Here is a 17,472-nt window from a genome sequence, read left to right as displayed (position 1 = left end):
TAAGGGGCGAACTATAAGCTCTTTAAAAACAATGACTTGTATCTTCGCCCACTTTTATGGGTCAACGTGCTGCAGGCTGTACTTTTCCTTGCCAGCCAAGAGGTTGGCTGTTTGAATCTCTACTTCACTGCCGTGTAGGCAGCTCAGAAATCATTGAGGTAGAAGCAGATACCCATGTATCTCTTCACTGCCGTGTAGGCAGCTCAGAAAGTAGCATCTGAGAGCATTCCCAAGAGCGAATCCTTCACTGCCGTGTAGGCAGCTCAGAAAATGCTCGAAGCTGCGCCGACCCCGCCCGCAGGCTTCACTGCCGTGTAGGCAGCTCAGAAAACCCTCGGCGAGGGACAGGTAGACCTGATCCCCTTCACTGCCGTGTAGGCAGCTCAGAAATTCGCGATGCATACGTGGGCGCAAGAGAGGACCTTCACTGCCGTGTAGGCAGCTCAGAAAATGACAGGTCCGCGCCGATCTTGTTGTCCCAGCTTCACTGCCGTGTAGGCAGCTCAGAAATTCGCGGCTCTCTGGAGGCCGACGAGCAGCGCCTTCACTGCCGTGTAGGCAGCTCAGAAAAGGCTGACGTCCAGCGCTTGCAGCTCCGGCCACTTCACTGCCGTGTAGGCAGCTCAGAAATTTTTGGCATAGCAGCGCAGTTTGGGGTTGTTCTTCACTGCCGTGTAGGCAGCTCAGAAAGAGCGCAATCCCAGATCGACGAGGCGCTGGCCCTTCACTGCCGTGTAGGCAGCTCAGAAAAACGACTCTCTACGTCAAACCCAGTGCGCTACCTTCACTGCCGTGTAGGCAGCTCAGAAAGAACAGGTCGATGAGCGGCACCGCCCCGCATCCTTCACTGCCGTGTAGGCAGCTCAGAAAAGTTCCGGCCATTCGGCCACAGCAGCGATGGCCTTCACTGCCGTGTAGGCAGCTCAGAAAACATGTCCGCTCCGCTCAAGTCGGCGCACTTGCTTCACTGCCGTGTAGGCAGCTCAGAAAAGGACGAACTGGTAGTCAGCCAGGACCAGGTCCTTCACTGCCGTGTAGGCAGCTCAGAAAGAGTGGTGGAGCTTCGACGATGACACCATAGACTTCACTGCCGTGTAGGCAGCTCAGAAACGGAGAAATCCAAATGACCAAGTCCCCAAAAACTTCACTGCCGTGTAGGCAGCTCAGAAAACACCGTGATGAGCGCCCGTAGCATCTGAGAGCTTCACTGCCGTGTAGGCAGCTCAGAAAGGTCGCGCCCAGCGATGAAGGTCTGGGGTTCGCTTCACTGCCGTGTAGGCAGCTCAGAAAACGACGAACTTGTGCTCGCGGTAGGCGTTGGTCTTCACTGCCGTGTAGGCAGCTCAGAAAGTGGACACCGAAGAGAACTGGCTAGCCGAAATCTTCACTGCCGTGTAGGCAGCTCAGAAAAAGGCGGGGAAGTGCGCTGGATGCTTCCCCACCTTCACTGCCGTGTAGGCAGCTCAGAAAACAGCAGGCGTCCAGCGCTTCAACAACCATTTCTTCACTGCCGTGTAGGCAGCTCAGAAATCGCGGATCTTGGTGGACCCGCTGGGCTTCACCTTCACTGCCGTGTAGGCAGCTCAGAAAAGATCGAACAGCTTGACGGTGGCGACGGCCTCCTTCACTGCCGTGTAGGCAGCTCAGAAAATTTCATGGCGCATGAAGAACCAGCCGCTCTGCTTCACTGCCGTGTAGGCAGCTCAGAAAACAGCAGCAGATCCGAAAGCCACTGCGCGAAACTTCACTGCCGTGTAGGCAGCTCAGAAAAGAAACCACCAAACACACGCACCCCGGCATAGCTTCACTGCCGTGTAGGCAGCTCAGAAATGGCGGTATTGCAGATGGCCTGCAGCTGCTCGCTTCACTGCCGTGTAGGCAGCTCAGAAAATCAGCCGGCTGGAGCGGGCCATTGTCGGGCTCTTCACTGCCGTGTAGGCAGCTCAGAAAATACAGCCCATGCCACCCGTCCGCATTTCCGCCTTCACTGCCGTGTAGGCAGCTCAGAAAATCGCCCGGTACTCGGCACGGATGGAAGGCAGCTTCACTGCCGTGTAGGCAGCTCAGAAAATATTCGCGCTGATGCCCAGCTTCTCGCCGACCTTCACTGCCGTGTAGGCAGCTCAGAAAACTGCACGCCCGGATCATCCGCCTGGAAATACCTTCACTGCCGTGTAGGCAGCTCAGAAAGGGACGTGATGGCCACCGGCCGTTCGGTGCTGCTTCACTGCCGTGTAGGCAGCTCAGAAAAGCATGACCGACGGACGCACGGCGCAGGAACTCTTCACTGCCGTGTAGGCAGCTCAGAAAAAGCCAAGGGCTTTCCGTTGAAAGTCAGCCACCTTCACTGCCGTGTAGGCAGCTCAGAAAAAGAAAAGATTGTTTCAATAACGGAGTACGGACTTCACTGCCGTGTAGGCAGCTCAGAAAACAAAGGGAACGCCGTCGAAGTTCTTGAAGTTCTTCACTGCCGTGTAGGCAGCTCAGAAAGAAACCCTCGATCCCGCAGGTTATCGAGAGCCCTTCACTGCCGTGTAGGCAGCTCAGAAAACGGAACGTACTGGATGCCTTGCACCGTCGACCTTCACTGCCGTGTAGGCAGCTCAGAAAGAGTCGAATGCGCGATCCGCTCAACCCCTATACTTCACTGCCGTGTAGGCAGCTCAGAAAAGGACCTGTCGCAGCTGGCGGCCTGGGTCCGTCTTCACTGCCGTGTAGGCAGCTCAGAAAAATCATGTTCATGAATACGTCGCCGCCATTGGCTTCACTGCCGTGTAGGCAGCTCAGAAAATGCAAGAAGCCAAGATCGTCGAAGGCCCGTTCTTCACTGCCGTGTAGGCAGCTCAGAAAGATGAGGAGGCCGGGGCATGAACAAACTCAAGCTTCACTGCCGTGTAGGCAGCTCAGAAATGAAGGCATTACCACGTCCCCATGCGGATCATCTTCACTGCCGTGTAGGCAGCTCAGAAATACTGGCCTGGCGAGTTTCCGAGCAACGAGTACTTCACTGCCGTGTAGGCAGCTCAGAAACGCAACCCACTTCAAAGCATCGATCTTCACGCCTTCACTGCCGTGTAGGCAGCTCGGAAATGCACTTGGGAGCAACGCGACAAGCCGGTACCCTTTCCCACGATTTTTAAAGGGAATTTCACATGATCGAACTGCAACATATCAGCCGCCTGCTTTGCTCCGCCCTTGCTGCCGCCCTTCTGGTTGGGTGTGCGAGCACGGGCAAGGAGCCGCCGGCCCCTCAGATCACGCTCCAGGACCCGGAGCAGACTCCGCGCGAATGGTGGTCAGATGCCATGAGGATCTTGCGCGATGATTTGGGCATCAAGGGCATGAAGGATGTCCCGGTCGAAACCGCCCGGAAGTATGGGTTGATTGCTGGAGTGAGCGAGCCGGTCAGGGGTAATCAGGGCTCGATGGGTGACATTGCCTTTGGTGGAGTTGGGGCAGCGCTGTTTCTGATCCCAACCGGCCAGGTGATGGGCCCCTACCAACATGATCAAGCCACGGCTTGGGTACCTGTTGGAAAAGCCGGCAATATGGCCGAAGCGATTCAAGTCGCTATGAATGTCTGGAACAAGGCGAGAGCACGAGCCTTTGCTGACCCCAAAACTCTCAATATCAAGCCTAGCGCGCTACCGGATAACTCTCCTGATCAATACGCAGGCCTTAAGGAAGCATTTCTAAAACATCCCACACCTCCTTCTGGAGGGCCTGTGGATGGCCCCAGTTTTGCTCCAAAAGGGAAATATTACGGACCTATTTTCCTGAGTCGCTTTCACAGGCAACTAACAGTGGACGTATCAGGGAATCACATTGAGCGGGAAAAGGCTGTAAAGCTTCTTAGTTCGCAGCTGCCAAGCTGGTTTGTGATTTACAATTCTGGTCAACCGGAAGTCGGTAGAGGAATCACCCCGTTTCCACCCTCGGTTTTGGTGGCAGGCAAAGAATACACTTTCATTGGAAAGTAAGAACAAAAAAGCCCCGCTTAACGCGGGGCTTCATGTTACTGGAAGATGTTCCCTTTGATCTCCTGCTCCGCTTGTGACTTTATCTGATCGACATCGACGCCATCCAGCCGCTCGATGTTGCGGTTCAAAGTATTTGCTCGTGTCGAGTTATCAAAAACGTTTCCGAGCGAACTACCTGAGCCCGTGAGATTTTCCAACGTAGCGGTGTCGGGCGTATCGAGATGCCCCGTCGTATAAAGCATGCCTATCCACTCGGATAGATCGATTCGACTCCAGTCGATCCGGCCCAGTTGCTCAACAGTCAGCGCCTCGCAAACAGGGTTTTCGGGATCGCCGAAGTCCAAGCCCAATTGGGGCCGCCCTTGCTCCTGAATGATGCGGCCCACGACCGAACTGAAACAGCAATAGGCCTCGCGCTTCTCGACACAGGTCCCCAGTACCTTGGAAGCACAATAGCTCCCGACATAGGAGCACTGACGGGTTTCCTTCTTCGCGCCAAGCTCGAACTCTTTTTGCTCGCACTCCCAAATAACCTTGATCATCATGTCGGTAACGACATAGGCCGTATAAACCATGCCGACGAAGTTGACGAATGCTGCCGCTTGAGAAGTAAGTTGCATGCCGGTGCCCGTAGTTGCAGGCTGGAATATTGCACTGGCCGCCTGCGTGGCGCCCATTTCCACCATGGTGTTATACGTCTGCTCCATCAGAAACCCTTGGATTGCCCCTACAGTGTATTTACCTGCAATAGTATCGTTGAAAGCCCCTGTTGCTGTATTTAGTACATCACTCCACTCCCCTGAGATGAGTTCCGCTGCCCCATCGAAAAGTGCATTCTGAACCGCATACCAATATCCATCTGTTATAGCTCTACCCCCCGAAAGCGCCTCCACAGCAGAAGCCATCTTCAAACTGGCCATCGTAAGTTTCACATAGTCGTAGATACTGACCCCGTCGGGCGCTTCACAGCAGTCCACATACCCGCCCAGGGCTTTCTTGCATTCCATGCCCTCGCCTTTGAAAACTTTGCAGGTATTGGATTCCGATACATCCGTCCCTTCCCCGCCGCATTCGAGATCGTGCTCGGCGAACTGGGCCGCCTGGAGCATGGCCACGGCATAGGCGAAGTCGGTGCTTTTCGTGTTGCTGGTATCGAAGCACTCGCCGCCCATGCAGCGGATGCCGCCGGGGCAATCGATCTTCACGCCGGTGTTGACGAGGCTGGGCACGGAAACGTCATACCCGCAGTCCCAGATCTCTTCAAAGGCGTAGCACTGCCCCGATGGCCCCTGGGCGCCCTCGATGCACTTCTGCGAGATGAAGCCGCAGGAGGAGTTCTGCTCGTAGGCTTTGCACGTGTTGAGGTTGCCCCCTTCGTTCTGCGGGCACCGCTCCACCCCCTGGGCATCGGTGTAGCAGGCCATCTGCCCTTTATAAAAAGAACACTCGGCACTCACCGTGGCCCGCTTGCAGAAGGGATCGATGTCCGGATGCGGCGAGGCCGGCATGTTTCCGGGGCAGAGCAGAACGCCGTTCTCGGTGATGCAGCCATTGGCATCCTTCTCCGGCATCGAGGTGCAGGCCATCGACGTGTTGGAGCAGAAGCCGTCGTTGATCATGCCGAAGATCGGCAGGCGGTCCTGCGGCCCCCAGCCATTGTCGATAAAGGCCTTGGTCGGATCGTAGGTGATCTTGATGCGCGCATAGCCCTCGCCTTTGCGGGTGACCGAAGTGCGGGTTTTGAAGGTTATATATTCCCCGCCATTTTTAATCACATTGGTGACATCGGTGTTGGGGTTCACTTTCCAGCTGGTATTGCGCTCGCATTTGCCTGCCGTTTCCGGTGGAAAGACACCCGGCGTATGCGTCCAGAGCAACTGGTCGTTGAAATAGATCTGGAAGTAATCGTCGAACGCGGCATATTCAAACACGGCAGACTGGATCGCTTCTTTCGCGACCACCCGAAACCGCGTGTACTCCTCAAAGATGCTGCAGTTGCCGTTCCAGTAGTTGTCGCCGACTGTCCCCACCCATACATACAGGCAGCCTGTGCCGCACGACTGATAGTTCGGCTGACCCGATTCATATTCGACAACCCCGGCACTGTAATCGTGGACGAACTCGACGGTTCCGCCCTGATCGACCAGCCGCTCGCAGGTCTTGAAGTTGCTGATATGGGTTTCCCGAACAATGTTCTCGAAAACATCCTGGCGCGTGCAGTCGGTGAAATAGTCCGCGAATGCCTGCATGTAACTGGTGGTACGCACCTGATCGGCCACATTCAGCATCGGGTCGTTGGACAGGTCCGGTGACACGCGGTTGGCGCTTTGAATCATGGTCCGGTAGGCCTCGCCCTCCTCGGACTGCTCATCCTTCAGACGAGCATTGGCCTCGAGCCCCAGTTGGATGGTTGCGGTGTCATCCCCGAAAACCTCCTCCAGCGTGGCCGTCGAGGCCTTGCCGCTGTCCGGGAAGATGTCCTGAAGGGTTTTGTGCGGCTGGCTGTCCGGGAAGGCCTGGAGGACCTGCCTGCCGAGCTGCTGGGCCTGCGCCGCGCTGTCCGAAACAGCATCGGCCCAGGCGCTGTGGGACAGCAGGTTCAGGTGCAGGCCGATCAGGCTCACACAGAGCCAGCGGGCCAGGCGGGGGGAACGGAAGGTTTGCATAGGACGATATCTCGTGATGGGGATACCGCGATGCTAGAAAGCCGGATAGGGGGTTGTGTGGGCTTTTCCGGCGATTTTCTGGCTTGATTTGGCCTCTTGAAACGCGAAAAACGAAAGGCCCCGGCTGGAAATCCAGACCGGGGCCTCGGGCTCTATCTGCTGCTCACGCCGACTGCAGGACGGAAACCTGCGCGTGGGCCGGGATCAGGCCGAATATCACCGCCCAGGATTTCACGAAACGTGTGTCGGGCGAGTCGGCGCTGACCGTCCGAGCGACCTGCGGAGGGACTTTAAAAATCCTCCCCGAATCGATCATCAGCTCGTTGAGTTCGCGGCAGAAGATGGCATGTACTGCATTCATGGGTCTTTTCTCCTTGGGGTGATCCCCGGAATCCTCCCAGTCGGAAGGACTCGGGTGGATCACCCCAAGGGGTGACCTCGATCAGGCGTCAGGCGCAGCCGGGCTGCGCCTGAACCGATTTATTTGTTTTCGGTCCCGTACTTTTTATCCAGCCAGACTGCAACCCTGTAGCCAATGGCTGCAACGATGCAGAGTGTCAGGACAACGCCGGTGACTGCGTATGCAAGAGTCATGTCACTCTCCTTTTTGGGGGCCTTTGGGCAGCGCCTGAACGCCCGAGAATATCAAATCTGCTACCAACATTAGCATGCCGGTAACCAGCGTCAGGCTGACCTCCCAAGGCGTGGCTGCCAGACCAATCAGACCGACGAAGGCTGTCGCCAGAAGGCTACAGCCGACACCGATCAGGCAGCTCTGAAACCACCGGATCAGAATGTTCTTGAACATATTTTCTCCTGTGTGAACCACCCGACAGGAGAAATCCCCAACGGGATTATCCCGTCAGGGGTTATGGCCGAAGAAACAGCCCGGCAGGAAAGCTTCCCGCCGGGGCTGGTTCAACTCGCGTGTTTGCGCATGATCGCCAGGACGCCCTCGCGAACGTCTTCGTGATCGGCCTGCAAGGCCGCGCAGCACACCTTGAAGCTGAAGGGGTGCACGTCGTCCGACATCACCCATTCAAGCGCTTCATGCCGGTGCAACTCGCTCACCTGGGGGTGAGCGAGTTGCCTCAGCGTCAGTTTCAGCAGGTACTCCCGCAGCCACTCGACGTACTCATCCGAGATGTCGTCGTGTACCCGCAGTTGCTCCAGCGCCTCGTCCGACATCTCGAGGATGTCGAGGAATCCCAGCTGGACCGGCTCCTGTCGTGCAGGGGCCGGCTTGCGCACGGGGCGCCGCTCGAACCAGCGGCGCCGAAGGATCACCTCCTCGCCGAACAGATCGAGAGGCGGTACTGCCATCGCTGTTTTCATTTCAGCCTCCTCAAACCGACGGAGGCCGCCCGGTAAGGGGATGGCCCCCTATCGGGTTGATTGGTGGTGGATCAGGCGACCAGAACCTCACGCACGAGCTCGAAGAGCGCCTGCCTGAGTCTGGATACCTCACCCACTGGGCGGTACCGGGTGAACGTCTGGCTCAGGAGGTCGGCTGTCGCCTTTCCAAAGCCCAACGCGATCACTTCGATGCCGCTGTTTTCGCAGCGCTCGACCATCTCCCTGGCCAGCAGGGGACTGTCCGGCGCACCGTCGGTGACGACGAACAGGATCTTGCGCTCGCCCTTGGCCCTGAGCAGTTCGACTGCCGCCGGCCACAGCGCTTCGGCCAGAGGGGTAAACCCCTGCGGCAGGGCACCGAAGCCGCCCAGCCGCACCGCCTGTAACAACCGTTCCCGGTGTCCCTTGATCAGGGCGCACCGCGTGACGCCATCCGTCCCTTGCTCAGGGAAGGCGATCGCCCCGGTCGATACCGACGGCAGGTTTTCCACGGCATGCAGCACCGCATACAGCGCGGCCTCGGCCTCGTCCATCGCCCTACTCATGCTCCCCGACTTGTCGAGGAGAAATTGGATGGCGGCGGACTGGCGCTCGGCCCGGGCCTTGCTCCTGAATACCCGCGTCTCGCCCGCCTTGAGCAAGGCGATCCGTGAGGTATCCAGGCGCTTGCCCTGGCGCTTGAGGCTGACCCGGCAGTCGACCTGCGCCTGCAGCAGCCCGTTGAGGCACTGCCGCAGCCCGGAGGACTGCTCGAGACCGAGCTGGACCCGGCGCCCACTGGCCGCATCGCTGCGCAAGCAGGAGCGCCCAGCCAGGGACAGCAGCCGTCTGGCGCAGGGATCGCGCCTGGCTTTCTGGCTCAGCAGCTCGGCCGCCTTGTCCCCCACCTCGGAGATCAACCCTTGCAGGTCGCCCGCGGTGGCTTGCATGGCCTGCTCGCGCAGGTCGTTCGCCTCCTGGCTGGGGTGATCGCCTGACTGGCAGCCCGAATCACCGGCAGCATCGTCGCCTTCAGCCTCGGCCGGGGTGTCACCACCCTGGCTGCGACTGGAGCCGCCGTCCTGTCGATCGTCCTGGCCGTCACCGGCCTGATCCCCAGCGGAGTTTTTCTGCTCGGAATCGGGTTGCCCCGCTTCTTCGCCCTGGCTTTCACCTTCGCCAGCAGCAGAGCCGGGTTCCGACGCCGAAGCGTCATCGCCCTCCTGCGGCTGGTTTTCCGGCTGCTGCTGATCCTGCTGGTCGCCTTGCCCACCTCCCGAGTTCTCTTGCGAGTTCTCTTGAGGGGGCTGCTCCTGCTGGTCGGCGCCACCCTTATCCTGCGGGTCCTCCTGCGAGGGCAGCAGCGCGATGATGGCATCGGCCAGCGCGAGGACTTCCCGGGTGCTGTCGCACTGCAGGACCTCCCCGACCTTTTGCATCATCCGGGCACTCAGTTGAGCGCCCAGCAGCTTTTCTTGCGCCTGGAGCATCACCGTGGCCGGCTGCTCCAGTTCCTGGCCGAGCACTTGCCTACGGCCCGCCAGCAACAGCGTGTCGTGGACGACATGCAGTGCCGGTTTTTGGGCCACCTCAGCCGGATCGAGCCGGTCGCCGAGAACAGCCTTCGCCAGATGGTTCAGGTCGCCTTCGGTGCCCGGGTACTGATCCATGCTCATCCGCTCGATGCGGATATCCTCGAGGATGCTCAGCACGGAGAGCCGGAACGGCACCGCCTGCGCCTCGCCGAAGTACTGCATGTCGGTATTGCGGACATGCGAGCACTCGTGAGCGACATACCCAAAGGACAGCTCGGGATCGGTCTCCGTGAAGGGAACGACCACCTTGGTCCCATCCGTGTAGGCCTGGGAGCCTTCGACGATCACCTTCACGCCGGTCTGCTCGCTCAGGTGTTGGGCGTAGACCGGCAGGGAGCCCATCAGGGTTTTCTTTTGCATCGCGATTCTCCTTTCTCACACAGCGGAAAAAGGGAATCCCCCCACGCGGGAGGGGACTCCCGCAGGGGGTTGATGGGCTTTAGAACCAGAAGCCGGCAGCCTGGGGCAGCGGTTCGGGTTCGGTTTCTTCAGCCGGCTTGGCGACTTCCGGCTCCGGCGCAGGCTCTGGCGAGACTGCAACGGGGCTTTCGGTCACCTCGGCAGGCGTGCGGACGGTTTCATCCACCGCGACAGAGGCATGAGGGACGATTTCGGCCATTACCGGCTCGGATACCGGAGCATCCGGGCTGGCTGGGGCTTCTACCGCTTGTTCGACGGCCTCTACAGCTTCAACGACAGGCTCCTGGGGAGCCGCCGGCTCGGTCGGCAACTGAACCTCCACCGCCGGCGCGACAACCTCGTCGGAGCCATTGGCGATGTTCAGGTGCTTGATCAGGCGCTTGATCGACTCCTCGGTCGAGAGCGACGAGATCAGCGTCACGACGGCGCCGTACTGAACGCCGTTGACCACGCCCGAGGTGGGCAGCGCCGCGAGGGTCGCCTCGATGTGATCGGACAGGCCTTTCACCTCCGAAGAGAGGAACATCAAGCCTTTCAGCTTGGTGTTCATCTTGCGCACGGTGTTGAGCGTGTTTTGCGTGACATGGCCACGAGTGGCCAGGCCGGTTTCCAGCAGGCGTTCCGCCGTGTCGGCGGTCTCGGCGAAGAGCTGATCGGCCAGGCCGCGGACTTGCCCGCCCAGCGTGCTGGACAGGTGTTTGTCGCCATCCGGCGCCACACGGCAGGCCGCGTAGCCGAACTGCAGGCCGGCATCGACTTCCGCCTTGGGCGTCGCCGACGATCGGATGGCTTCACGCCATTCGACTTTCTCCCAACCTTGATTCACCCAGTCGCTGACCCAGCGGTCATAGTTGGGAAGGAAGCTGCTCTTCAGGTCGTAGAATTGCGTCTTCAGGGCCTCCAGGTGGTCGACGACCTCCTGGATCTTGTCCTGTGAAACGGCATAGCCGCCCAGGAACTTGACCCCGCACTCCTCGACTGCCTTGATCGCCTGCCGCTTGATCTTCTCGAACGGCTTGAGCTTTTCCGGATCGATGACGCGCATCGAACCCAGCGAAGCCAGATCGGCCGGAGGAATCTTGCCCTCCAGCATTTCGGCCTTCAGTTTTTTCCGAGCTGTCCACAAATGGATGGCGGACAGGTCTACCAACAGAATCTGATCGAGGATCTTGATCTCGTTCGTTTGGATGGTCATGGGTGATTCTCCTTTCTCGATAGCGAAATCAGGAGGAATCACCCCCACAGGGGAATGATTCCCCCTCAGGGTTTGGGTAGAAAAATGCTTAGAAGGTGGTATTCCAGTCACCGCCGAAGACGCTCTGCGCGATCTTGGTGATGGCCAGTTTCTGCACCTTGTCGCAGCGATTGAGCAGCGACTCGTTCAGCGCATCCTGGATGGGATTCTTGCTGGCGCCCAGTTGGGTGTAGCCGCAGGCGATCCGCGCCCAGCGCAGCACGGTCCGGGTGGACAGCGTGACGCTGAGGTAGTGACCGCCCAACCCCTGGTGCTGACTGCGAACCGAGTTCGCGACCTGCACCATTTTCTCGGCCAGCTCCGACGGCAATTGCGGAAGCGCGGACACGAGGGTCTGCACTTCGTGCTCAGCCGCCAGATACGGCACTTCCCAGACGCGGAAGCGATCCAGGGAAGCCAGGTTCTGCTGCAGGGTCGCCGTATAGTGACCGTTATCGTCACCCTGGCCTGCCGTGTTGCCGCAGGCGACAAAGCGGAAGTTCGGGTGCGGTGGCACAACTTCGCCACCATTCTCGGCGATGACCAGAGGGCGTCCCTCCAGTATCGCGTGCAAACCCACGGTCACCGCGGGATCCAGCGTGTCGTACTCGTCTAGTACGAACACGAAGCCATGGCGCATGGCTCGCGTCAGCGGCCCGTCCACGAACTTCGTGTTCAGGTCGCCACTCACCGGGTCGGTGACCGGCAGGTTGTAGCCGGTCAACTCCGGCATCTCCATCCGGCTGTGCGCCGAGACAGTGAGGCAGGGCCAGTACAGGCGGGCCGTCAGCTGCTCGACGAGCGAGGACTTGCCGGAACCCGTAGGCCCGACGAGCAGAGCGCTATCTCCGCAGGGGGTATAGAGCCAGTTCATCAGCGGCTTCAGCAGCTCCTCCCGAAAGAAGTAACCCTTCGCGATGGGAGCCACGTATTGCATGTAGGCATGTCCGGCTTCGAAGGCGGGCGCTTGCGCGCTCGAAGCAAAACCGAACTCGCTCATGCTGACTTTGGTAGTGAATTGCATCTTGGTTCTCCTTTCTCAAATGCGAAGCCCGAAAAAGGAGAATCCCCACAGGGGAATATCTCCCCCAAGGGCAGTTTTAAAGTGGACTATTTAATTAAGCGGCGTTGACCAATGAAAGAACGGTCACGCCTTTATCGTTGTTGCTTTTCGTGAAGGTCACCACCGGCTGTATATCGAAGTACATCAACTCCTTGCACAGCGGCGACAGCATCCAGGGCGGGCAACTCACCAATACCTGAGTCGCGCCCGTTCTCTTGGCCTCGCGCAGGGCAATAGCCGTCAAGCGCTCGACGCGCTGATCGATTTGCTCTTTGGTCGGCGGGTCGGGGTAGTACAGAAGACCTCGGATCTCCTGAAACTCCCTCCAGTTGCTTAAGTCGTGCACACCGAAACTGGCGAGTTCCGGAGTGATTTTAAATTTCGTCAAGTTAATGACAGGTTCGGTTTTCATTTCTCGACTCCAATGACTTGAAGCGAAGAAATCCCCAGACGGGGAATTCCCCGCAGGGTTTAAGTTTTTTGAATTACCAGTTTTTAGGCTGAAAGTGTCGTCAGCTAGCGACCCGTGTCGAGCACGGACAAACATCAGCGCACACGCGCAGATGAATGATTCTTTGGAGAAAGAGCGGCATCGGATGGATGCACTCTTTTTTGAAATAACGCCCTGGCGTCAGCGTTATTTGGAAACAACGCCTGGGCGTTGTTCGAGGATTCTTAGGCTGTAGAGCGCACAGCTAGCGCACCTGTCGGTCGCCCAAGGATGCCCAATCGGACGGGGGCCTGCAAGCGTGAGCCTGCACGCAAATTTGCGAGCCCCCTTTCCACAGGCTAGCCATTGGCTGCCTTCGCCCTGGAGTGCGCCAGCCGGACGATGGCCTGAACGATCCCGTTGACGACCAGGTGCTGCCTGGCCCGGGTGCTGGCCACGTAGAGCAGGTTCAACTCGTCGACCCGCTGCTCCGGGGAGATTTTCTCGTCGTCGAAGAGGTCCGGAAAATCCTCCTCCAGCACCACGATGTCCCACTCCAGGCCCTTGGCCCGGTGCACCGTGCTGACGGTGATATCCGCCTCGTCGGGGTCATCCGTGGAGTGACGGCGCAGCACGGCGATCAAGCGCGGGATATCGTGGTGGTCCTTGAGGAGGCGGACCGTGCGCAGCATTTCCGGGTCCTTGCTCTGCTCCGCGGCCTCGGTGAAATCGGCGAAGGTCTTGAACTGCGCCAGCAGTCGCTGGTTGCGAATCCGGTCGGTCTGCTCCGCCCTGAGATAATGGACGTCCTCCAGGTCCGAGAGCTGGTAGGCGTCGATCCCGCCGTTCCAGTGCACGACCTTGCCGTGGCCGACCGCGCCGATGGCGGTCATGATCACCCCCACCACCGTCCGGTTGAGCACGGTGTAGCGCTCGCCCCCCGGCGGCAGGCGCGTCGACACCCGATCGCGCGGGCCGAACCCCACCAGGGGGCGTGTCTCGCCCTGCAGCGCGAGGATGGCATTGGCCACGCCGGCGATCATCGGCCCGAAGCGAAACGAATTGGTCAGGTAGAGCGCATCGGCTCCGGCCTCGATCTGCCGGTCGAGGGCGTTCTCCGCGCCGCGCCAGCGGTAGATCTGCTGCCACTTGTCGCCGACGAAAATCTTCCGAGCCGATTGCTCGGCGACCAGGGCGGCGGTGACCGGGTTCGAGTCCTGGGCCTCGTCGAACAGGATCACGTCGTAGGGCAGCGTCGGCCGGCTCAACTGGAACAGCTTGAGGTAGGCATCGTGCTGGCAGGGAAAGCTGTGCTGGGGATCGATCATCGCCTCCCACAGCCGCTGGGCCGAGCCGATGGTTCGCTCGATATGGGCGTCCCCGCCGGTGGCGAAGCTCTCCCCGTCGAGCCCGGCGAGCGCATGGGCCAGGCCGATCTCCCGGTCGGCGCTCGCGAGATAGGCGCTGAGCACCGCCAGGGCATCGCGCACGCTGCCCCAGTGGCGGGTCTCGAGCAGGCCCGCGGCATCGGTCAGGCGGACGTTGCCCAGCTTGTGCTGGTAGCGCCGACCGAAGCCGGGCCAGGCCAGCTGGTGGGAGGTCTTGCAGGCCACGTTGCGCGGGAACTTGGCCGCGCCCTCGTCGCGGATGGCGCGGTTGTAGGCCAGGTACAGCATGCGCAGGTGGCGGTGCTGCTCGGCATAGGCCACCAGGGTGGTGGTCTTGCCGCAGCCGGCGTAGGCCTTCACCACCAGGTGATTGCCCTCGTAGTGGATGACGGGGAGCTGTTCTGCTGTCGACTTCATAAAGGGTGTCCTTTTGCCAGGTGAGGTCGACGATGGTGGCAGGCCTGGCGGGCGCCGGGCGGCCTATTCCGGCGCTTTTGTGGCTTGAAAGTGAAGGATCAGGCAGGGGCAATGGCCCGCTGGGGCGCACGGGCCGCCTCACGTGCCGTACTTGGCGTGGCTCTTGGCCCGGCGGATGTTGTAGCCCTTGATCCAGCCGCGCATCTCCGGCGTCAGGGGCTTGGACTGCAGGGAGCTGCTGCGCCAGGCGCGATCCGGCGGCTCCTTGAGGAAGGCCTGATAGGCGAAGTAGGCCCAGCCCTCCTTCTTGCCCTTGGCGCGGGCATAGCCCAGCAGCTCCCGGTAGATGTCCTGCTTGCAGGTCGGCCCGAGCACCTGACGGCGATCCTCCAGCTTGGCGAGCTTGCCCGGCGCCACGGCCACGCCATCGGGCAGCAGGATCTCGTGGGCGCATTTCGGGCACTGCAGGCCGCTGAACACGAAGCCGCAGTGCGGACAGGCCTTGGTCTTGTGCTCGTGGTCCTGCTTGGCCTGCTGGCGCCGATCGGCAGGCTCCCCCTCTCCGGTGTCGAGCCGATCCGGCAAGGTGTCGGTCGGCCGTCCGTTGAGCAGCAGGTTGCCGGCGTGGTCGATGATGACGCAGTTGGCCTTGTCGGTTTCCGGAGAGGGGCGCAGCCCGCGACCGAGCATCTGGTAGTGGAGCATCAGCGACTTGGTGGGGCGGGCCAGCACCAGGCAGGCAATCTCCGGGTCGTCGAAGCCCTTGATCAGCATGGCCACCGAGACCAGCACCTTGATCTTGCCGGCCTTGTAGAGCCGCAGGATCTCGTCGACTTCGTGCTGCGGCATGTAGCCGTCGATGTGCGCGGCCATCACGCCGGCGGCGAAGAAGGCTTCTGCAAGACGTTTGGAGTGCATCACGTTGCAGGCGAAGACCAGGGTCTTGCGGTTCTCGCCCAGCGCCTTCCAGTGGGAGACGACATCGCCGACCAGTTGGGCGTCGCCCATCACCTCGGCCAGCTCGTCCTCGATCCAGTCGCCGTTGGCCTTGGTGCCCACGCCCTTGAGCGAGGGCACGAACGGAGCCCAGCACTGGGTCGGCACCAGATAGCCCTGCTCGGTCAGCTCCTCGGTGGTGATGCAGCTGACCAGCCGGTCGAAGATCTTGCCCAGGCCGCGGCGAAACGGCGTGGCGCTCAGGCCGATCACTGGCACCTTGTTGGCGCGGCACCAGTCGATCAGCTCGAGGTGGGGCTTGTGGAGGATGTGCGCCTCGTCGATCAGCACCAGGTCCGGCGGCTGCGCGGCGAGCAGGTGTTGCAGCCTGGGCCGTAGGCTCTGCACCGTGCAGATCTGGATGGGCTTGCCGTAGTCGGTGCACGGGTGGTCCGCTTGAATGGCGCCGGCATACAGGCCGCTCTGGTGAAAGCGGCTCAGGGCCTGGTCGAGCAGGCTCACGCTGTCGACGACGAACCATGCCCGGCGCCCTTTCGCCTGCGAGCCGGCGATGATGGCCTTGGCGACTTCGGTCTTGCCGGAGCCCGTGGGACTCATGAGCATTTGCACATACTGCTTGGCGGCAATGCCTTGCCGAAGCAGGTCGAGCTGGTTGTTCTGGTAAGGACGAAGTTCCATCGGTGTCTCCCTGCAAGTAGTGCAAACAGGGATAACACCGCCGCCAAGAATCCCAAGCGAAGATCCGGGCTAATTAACCGGGTTCAACTTTCCGGCATGGTCTGGGTCAGCTTGATCAACTCGACCAGCGAGGTGGCATTCATCCAGGGGCAGGCCTTCTGAAGCTGCCGGATGAACAAGGCCGACACGAAGAACAGATCGGCGGGAATGATCGGGACGCCTTTCACGCCTTGTTCCCTGGCGAACACCTTGACGTATACCCGCCCCTCTTTCTGCCGCTCCATCGAGAAACCCTTGTCCTTGTCCTGGCCGTGATTCTTGAACTCGCATCCCGGCAATACGCCCAGCAACACGGCGGTCACGACCGGCATTTCGGCCCGCGTCAGTTGCAGGCGGATCTTCTGTGACCAGTCGTACTGCATGGGGCCGTCGGCGTTGGTTGCATCGAGCGCCACCGTCGGGAAGCCCTGGCGGGTGGTGTCGGCCTCGAAGCACAGGGCGAACCGGCCGCCATAGACGTGCACGGAGGCATTGCCCAGACGAGGGTCCGGCTGTTCCGGTGCCGGCCTGGACGCTGTGTCGATGGCCGCCTCCGAGCCAATACCCGCGGCGCTCAGCACCTCGGCCAGAAAGCGCCGGGCCTCCGCATCCTGCGGCGCCTGGGCTATGGCGGCGACGATTCGCGCGCGGTCCTCGACCTGGAGAACCGCGGCGATCTTTTCCTGGGGGATTCGCGGGAGCCCGAGCTCGGCCAGAGCCGTGTTGATCTCGGCGAGGGTGGGTCGGGCGGACAAGGCGCTGGAATGCGGCGGCATGACGAGCTACAGGCCGGCATCAGCCGGCATTGGCCAGCGGCTCTTCCTGCGTGACTTCGAGCCAGCTTTCCACCGTTTCAGCCCCGAACTGTTCTTTCCAGGCCTTGAGCGTGCGCTGGTTGCCGCCCTTGGTGACCACGACTTCATCGGTGTAGGGGTTGCGGTAGCGTTTCGCCTCGCGCTGCCGGCGCGATCGTTGCGGCGTTGTGGGGGACGAGACGGCCTGCTGATACGTCTGGGGATCAAGGATCATGTTGATGTCGCGCAGGGTCTTTCCGTATTCCTGCATCAAATGACGAAGCCTCTGCTCGAACTCCAATTCCTCTTGCAAACCTTGATTCCCTTTCAAGGCATTGAGCTTGGCTTGCAGTTCGACGATCGCTTCTTCCGTGGCGCGAAACTCTAAAATCTTGGACATCTGAATCCCTCGATGATTAATCATGACTGGCGAGTTCTATAATACAGCCCGCTGTTGGGAAGCGTAAAACTTAATT

At 60.3% G+C, this 17,472-nt stretch carries 13 protein-coding genes and 1 CRISPR repeat array; of the genes, 1 reads left to right on the top strand and 12 read right to left on the bottom strand.

The features are described 5' to 3' along the window. Positions 1 to 122: 122 nt before the first annotated feature. Positions 123 to 3,090: a CRISPR direct-repeat array (repeat unit 28 nt; unit sequence CTTCACTGCCGTGTAGGCAGCTCAGAAA). 62 nt (positions 3,091 to 3,152) lie between these two features. Then, entirely contained in the window at positions 3,153 to 3,980 is an 828-nt protein-coding gene (locus tag ACYVD0_RS18770) for a hypothetical protein (protein ID WP_460428213.1), read from the top strand. A gap of 35 nt (positions 3,981 to 4,015) precedes the next feature. Here the strand turns inward: ACYVD0_RS18770 and traN are convergent, their stop codons facing one another. The 12 genes from traN to ACYVD0_RS18710 all read right to left on the bottom strand — a co-directional run bounded on the left by traN (position 4,016) and on the right by ACYVD0_RS18710 (position 17,396). After that, positions 4,016 to 6,646 (bottom strand): conjugal transfer mating pair stabilization protein TraN, encoded by a 2,631-nt coding sequence (traN, locus tag ACYVD0_RS18765; RefSeq protein WP_460428212.1) that lies wholly within the window; start codon positions 6,644 to 6,646, stop codon positions 4,016 to 4,018. Positions 6,647 to 6,809: 163 nt separating this feature from the next. Next, positions 6,810 to 7,007, bottom strand: coding sequence for a hypothetical protein (locus ACYVD0_RS18760; protein WP_460428211.1), 198 nt, complete (start codon positions 7,005 to 7,007; stop codon positions 6,810 to 6,812). A gap of 234 nt (positions 7,008 to 7,241) precedes the next feature. Beyond that, positions 7,242 to 7,454, bottom strand: a complete 213-nt coding sequence (locus ACYVD0_RS18755; protein ID WP_090732726.1) for a hypothetical protein — start codon at positions 7,452 to 7,454, stop codon at positions 7,242 to 7,244. Between the two features lie 110 nt (positions 7,455 to 7,564). Beyond that, entirely contained in the window at positions 7,565 to 7,981 is a 417-nt protein-coding gene (locus tag ACYVD0_RS18750) for a hypothetical protein (RefSeq protein ID WP_460428210.1), read from the bottom strand. Between the two features lie 71 nt (positions 7,982 to 8,052). Beyond that, positions 8,053 to 9,936 carry a VWA domain-containing protein gene (locus ACYVD0_RS18745; protein WP_460428209.1) on the bottom strand — a complete coding sequence of 628 codons (1,884 nt, stop codon included), beginning with the start codon at positions 9,934 to 9,936 and terminating at the stop codon, positions 8,053 to 8,055. A 79-nt stretch (positions 9,937 to 10,015) separates the two neighbouring features. After that, complete coding sequence (locus tag ACYVD0_RS18740; RefSeq protein WP_460428208.1) at positions 10,016 to 11,191, bottom strand: DUF3150 domain-containing protein; 1,176 nt, start codon at positions 11,189 to 11,191, stop codon at positions 10,016 to 10,018. Positions 11,192 to 11,279: 88 nt separating this feature from the next. Then, positions 11,280 to 12,254, bottom strand: coding sequence for an AAA family ATPase (locus tag ACYVD0_RS18735; RefSeq protein ID WP_460428207.1), 975 nt, complete (start codon positions 12,252 to 12,254; stop codon positions 11,280 to 11,282). Between the two features lie 94 nt (positions 12,255 to 12,348). After that, positions 12,349 to 12,705, bottom strand: coding sequence for a hypothetical protein (locus ACYVD0_RS18730; protein ID WP_460428206.1), 357 nt, complete (start codon positions 12,703 to 12,705; stop codon positions 12,349 to 12,351). A gap of 377 nt (positions 12,706 to 13,082) precedes the next feature. Then, positions 13,083 to 14,528: a 3'-5' exonuclease gene (locus tag ACYVD0_RS18725; protein ID WP_460428205.1), complete on the bottom strand. Its 1,446-nt coding sequence runs from the start codon at positions 14,526 to 14,528 to the stop codon at positions 13,083 to 13,085. A 138-nt stretch (positions 14,529 to 14,666) separates the two neighbouring features. After that, positions 14,667 to 16,163 carry a DEAD/DEAH box helicase gene (locus ACYVD0_RS18720; RefSeq protein WP_460428204.1) on the bottom strand — a complete coding sequence of 499 codons (1,497 nt, stop codon included), beginning with the start codon at positions 16,161 to 16,163 and terminating at the stop codon, positions 14,667 to 14,669. Positions 16,164 to 16,246: 83 nt separating this feature from the next. Beyond that, positions 16,247 to 16,957, bottom strand: a complete 711-nt coding sequence (locus ACYVD0_RS18715) for a hypothetical protein (protein WP_460428203.1) — start codon at positions 16,955 to 16,957, stop codon at positions 16,247 to 16,249. Between the two features lie 40 nt (positions 16,958 to 16,997). After that, on the bottom strand, positions 16,998 to 17,396 hold the full coding sequence (locus tag ACYVD0_RS18710; RefSeq protein WP_460428202.1) for a DNA binding protein: 399 nt from the start codon (positions 17,394 to 17,396) through the stop codon (positions 16,998 to 17,000). Positions 17,397 to 17,472 lie beyond the last annotated feature (76 nt).

Source organism: Azotobacter armeniacus (assembly GCF_054779355.1).
The sequence above is the reverse complement of the archived record's forward strand: the minus strand, read 5'-3'. Positions and strand labels throughout refer to the sequence as shown.

Bases quoted from the DNA above. Each gene is read 5' to 3' on its own strand.
- ACYVD0_RS18770 (WP_460428213.1), top strand. From the start codon at position 3,153: ATGATCGAACTGCAACATATCAGCCGCCTGCTTTGCTCCGCCCTTGCT.
- traN (WP_460428212.1), bottom strand. From the start codon at position 6,646: ATGCAAACCTTCCGTTCCCCCCGCCTGGCCCGCTGGCTCTGTGTGAGC.
- ACYVD0_RS18760 (WP_460428211.1), bottom strand. From the start codon at position 7,007: ATGAATGCAGTACATGCCATCTTCTGCCGCGAACTCAACGAGCTGATG.
- ACYVD0_RS18755 (WP_090732726.1), bottom strand. From the start codon at position 7,454: ATGTTCAAGAACATTCTGATCCGGTGGTTTCAGAGCTGCCTGATCGGT.
- ACYVD0_RS18750 (WP_460428210.1), bottom strand. From the start codon at position 7,981: ATGAAAACAGCGATGGCAGTACCGCCTCTCGATCTGTTCGGCGAGGAG.
- ACYVD0_RS18745 (WP_460428209.1), bottom strand. From the start codon at position 9,936: ATGCAAAAGAAAACCCTGATGGGCTCCCTGCCGGTCTACGCCCAACAC.
- ACYVD0_RS18740 (WP_460428208.1), bottom strand. From the start codon at position 11,191: ATGACCATCCAAACGAACGAGATCAAGATCCTCGATCAGATTCTGTTG.
- ACYVD0_RS18735 (WP_460428207.1), bottom strand. From the start codon at position 12,254: ATGCAATTCACTACCAAAGTCAGCATGAGCGAGTTCGGTTTTGCTTCG.
- ACYVD0_RS18730 (WP_460428206.1), bottom strand. From the start codon at position 12,705: ATGAAAACCGAACCTGTCATTAACTTGACGAAATTTAAAATCACTCCG.
- ACYVD0_RS18725 (WP_460428205.1), bottom strand. From the start codon at position 14,528: ATGAAGTCGACAGCAGAACAGCTCCCCGTCATCCACTACGAGGGCAAT.
- ACYVD0_RS18720 (WP_460428204.1), bottom strand. From the start codon at position 16,163: ATGGAACTTCGTCCTTACCAGAACAACCAGCTCGACCTGCTTCGGCAA.
- ACYVD0_RS18710 (WP_460428202.1), bottom strand. From the start codon at position 17,396: ATGTCCAAGATTTTAGAGTTTCGCGCCACGGAAGAAGCGATCGTCGAA.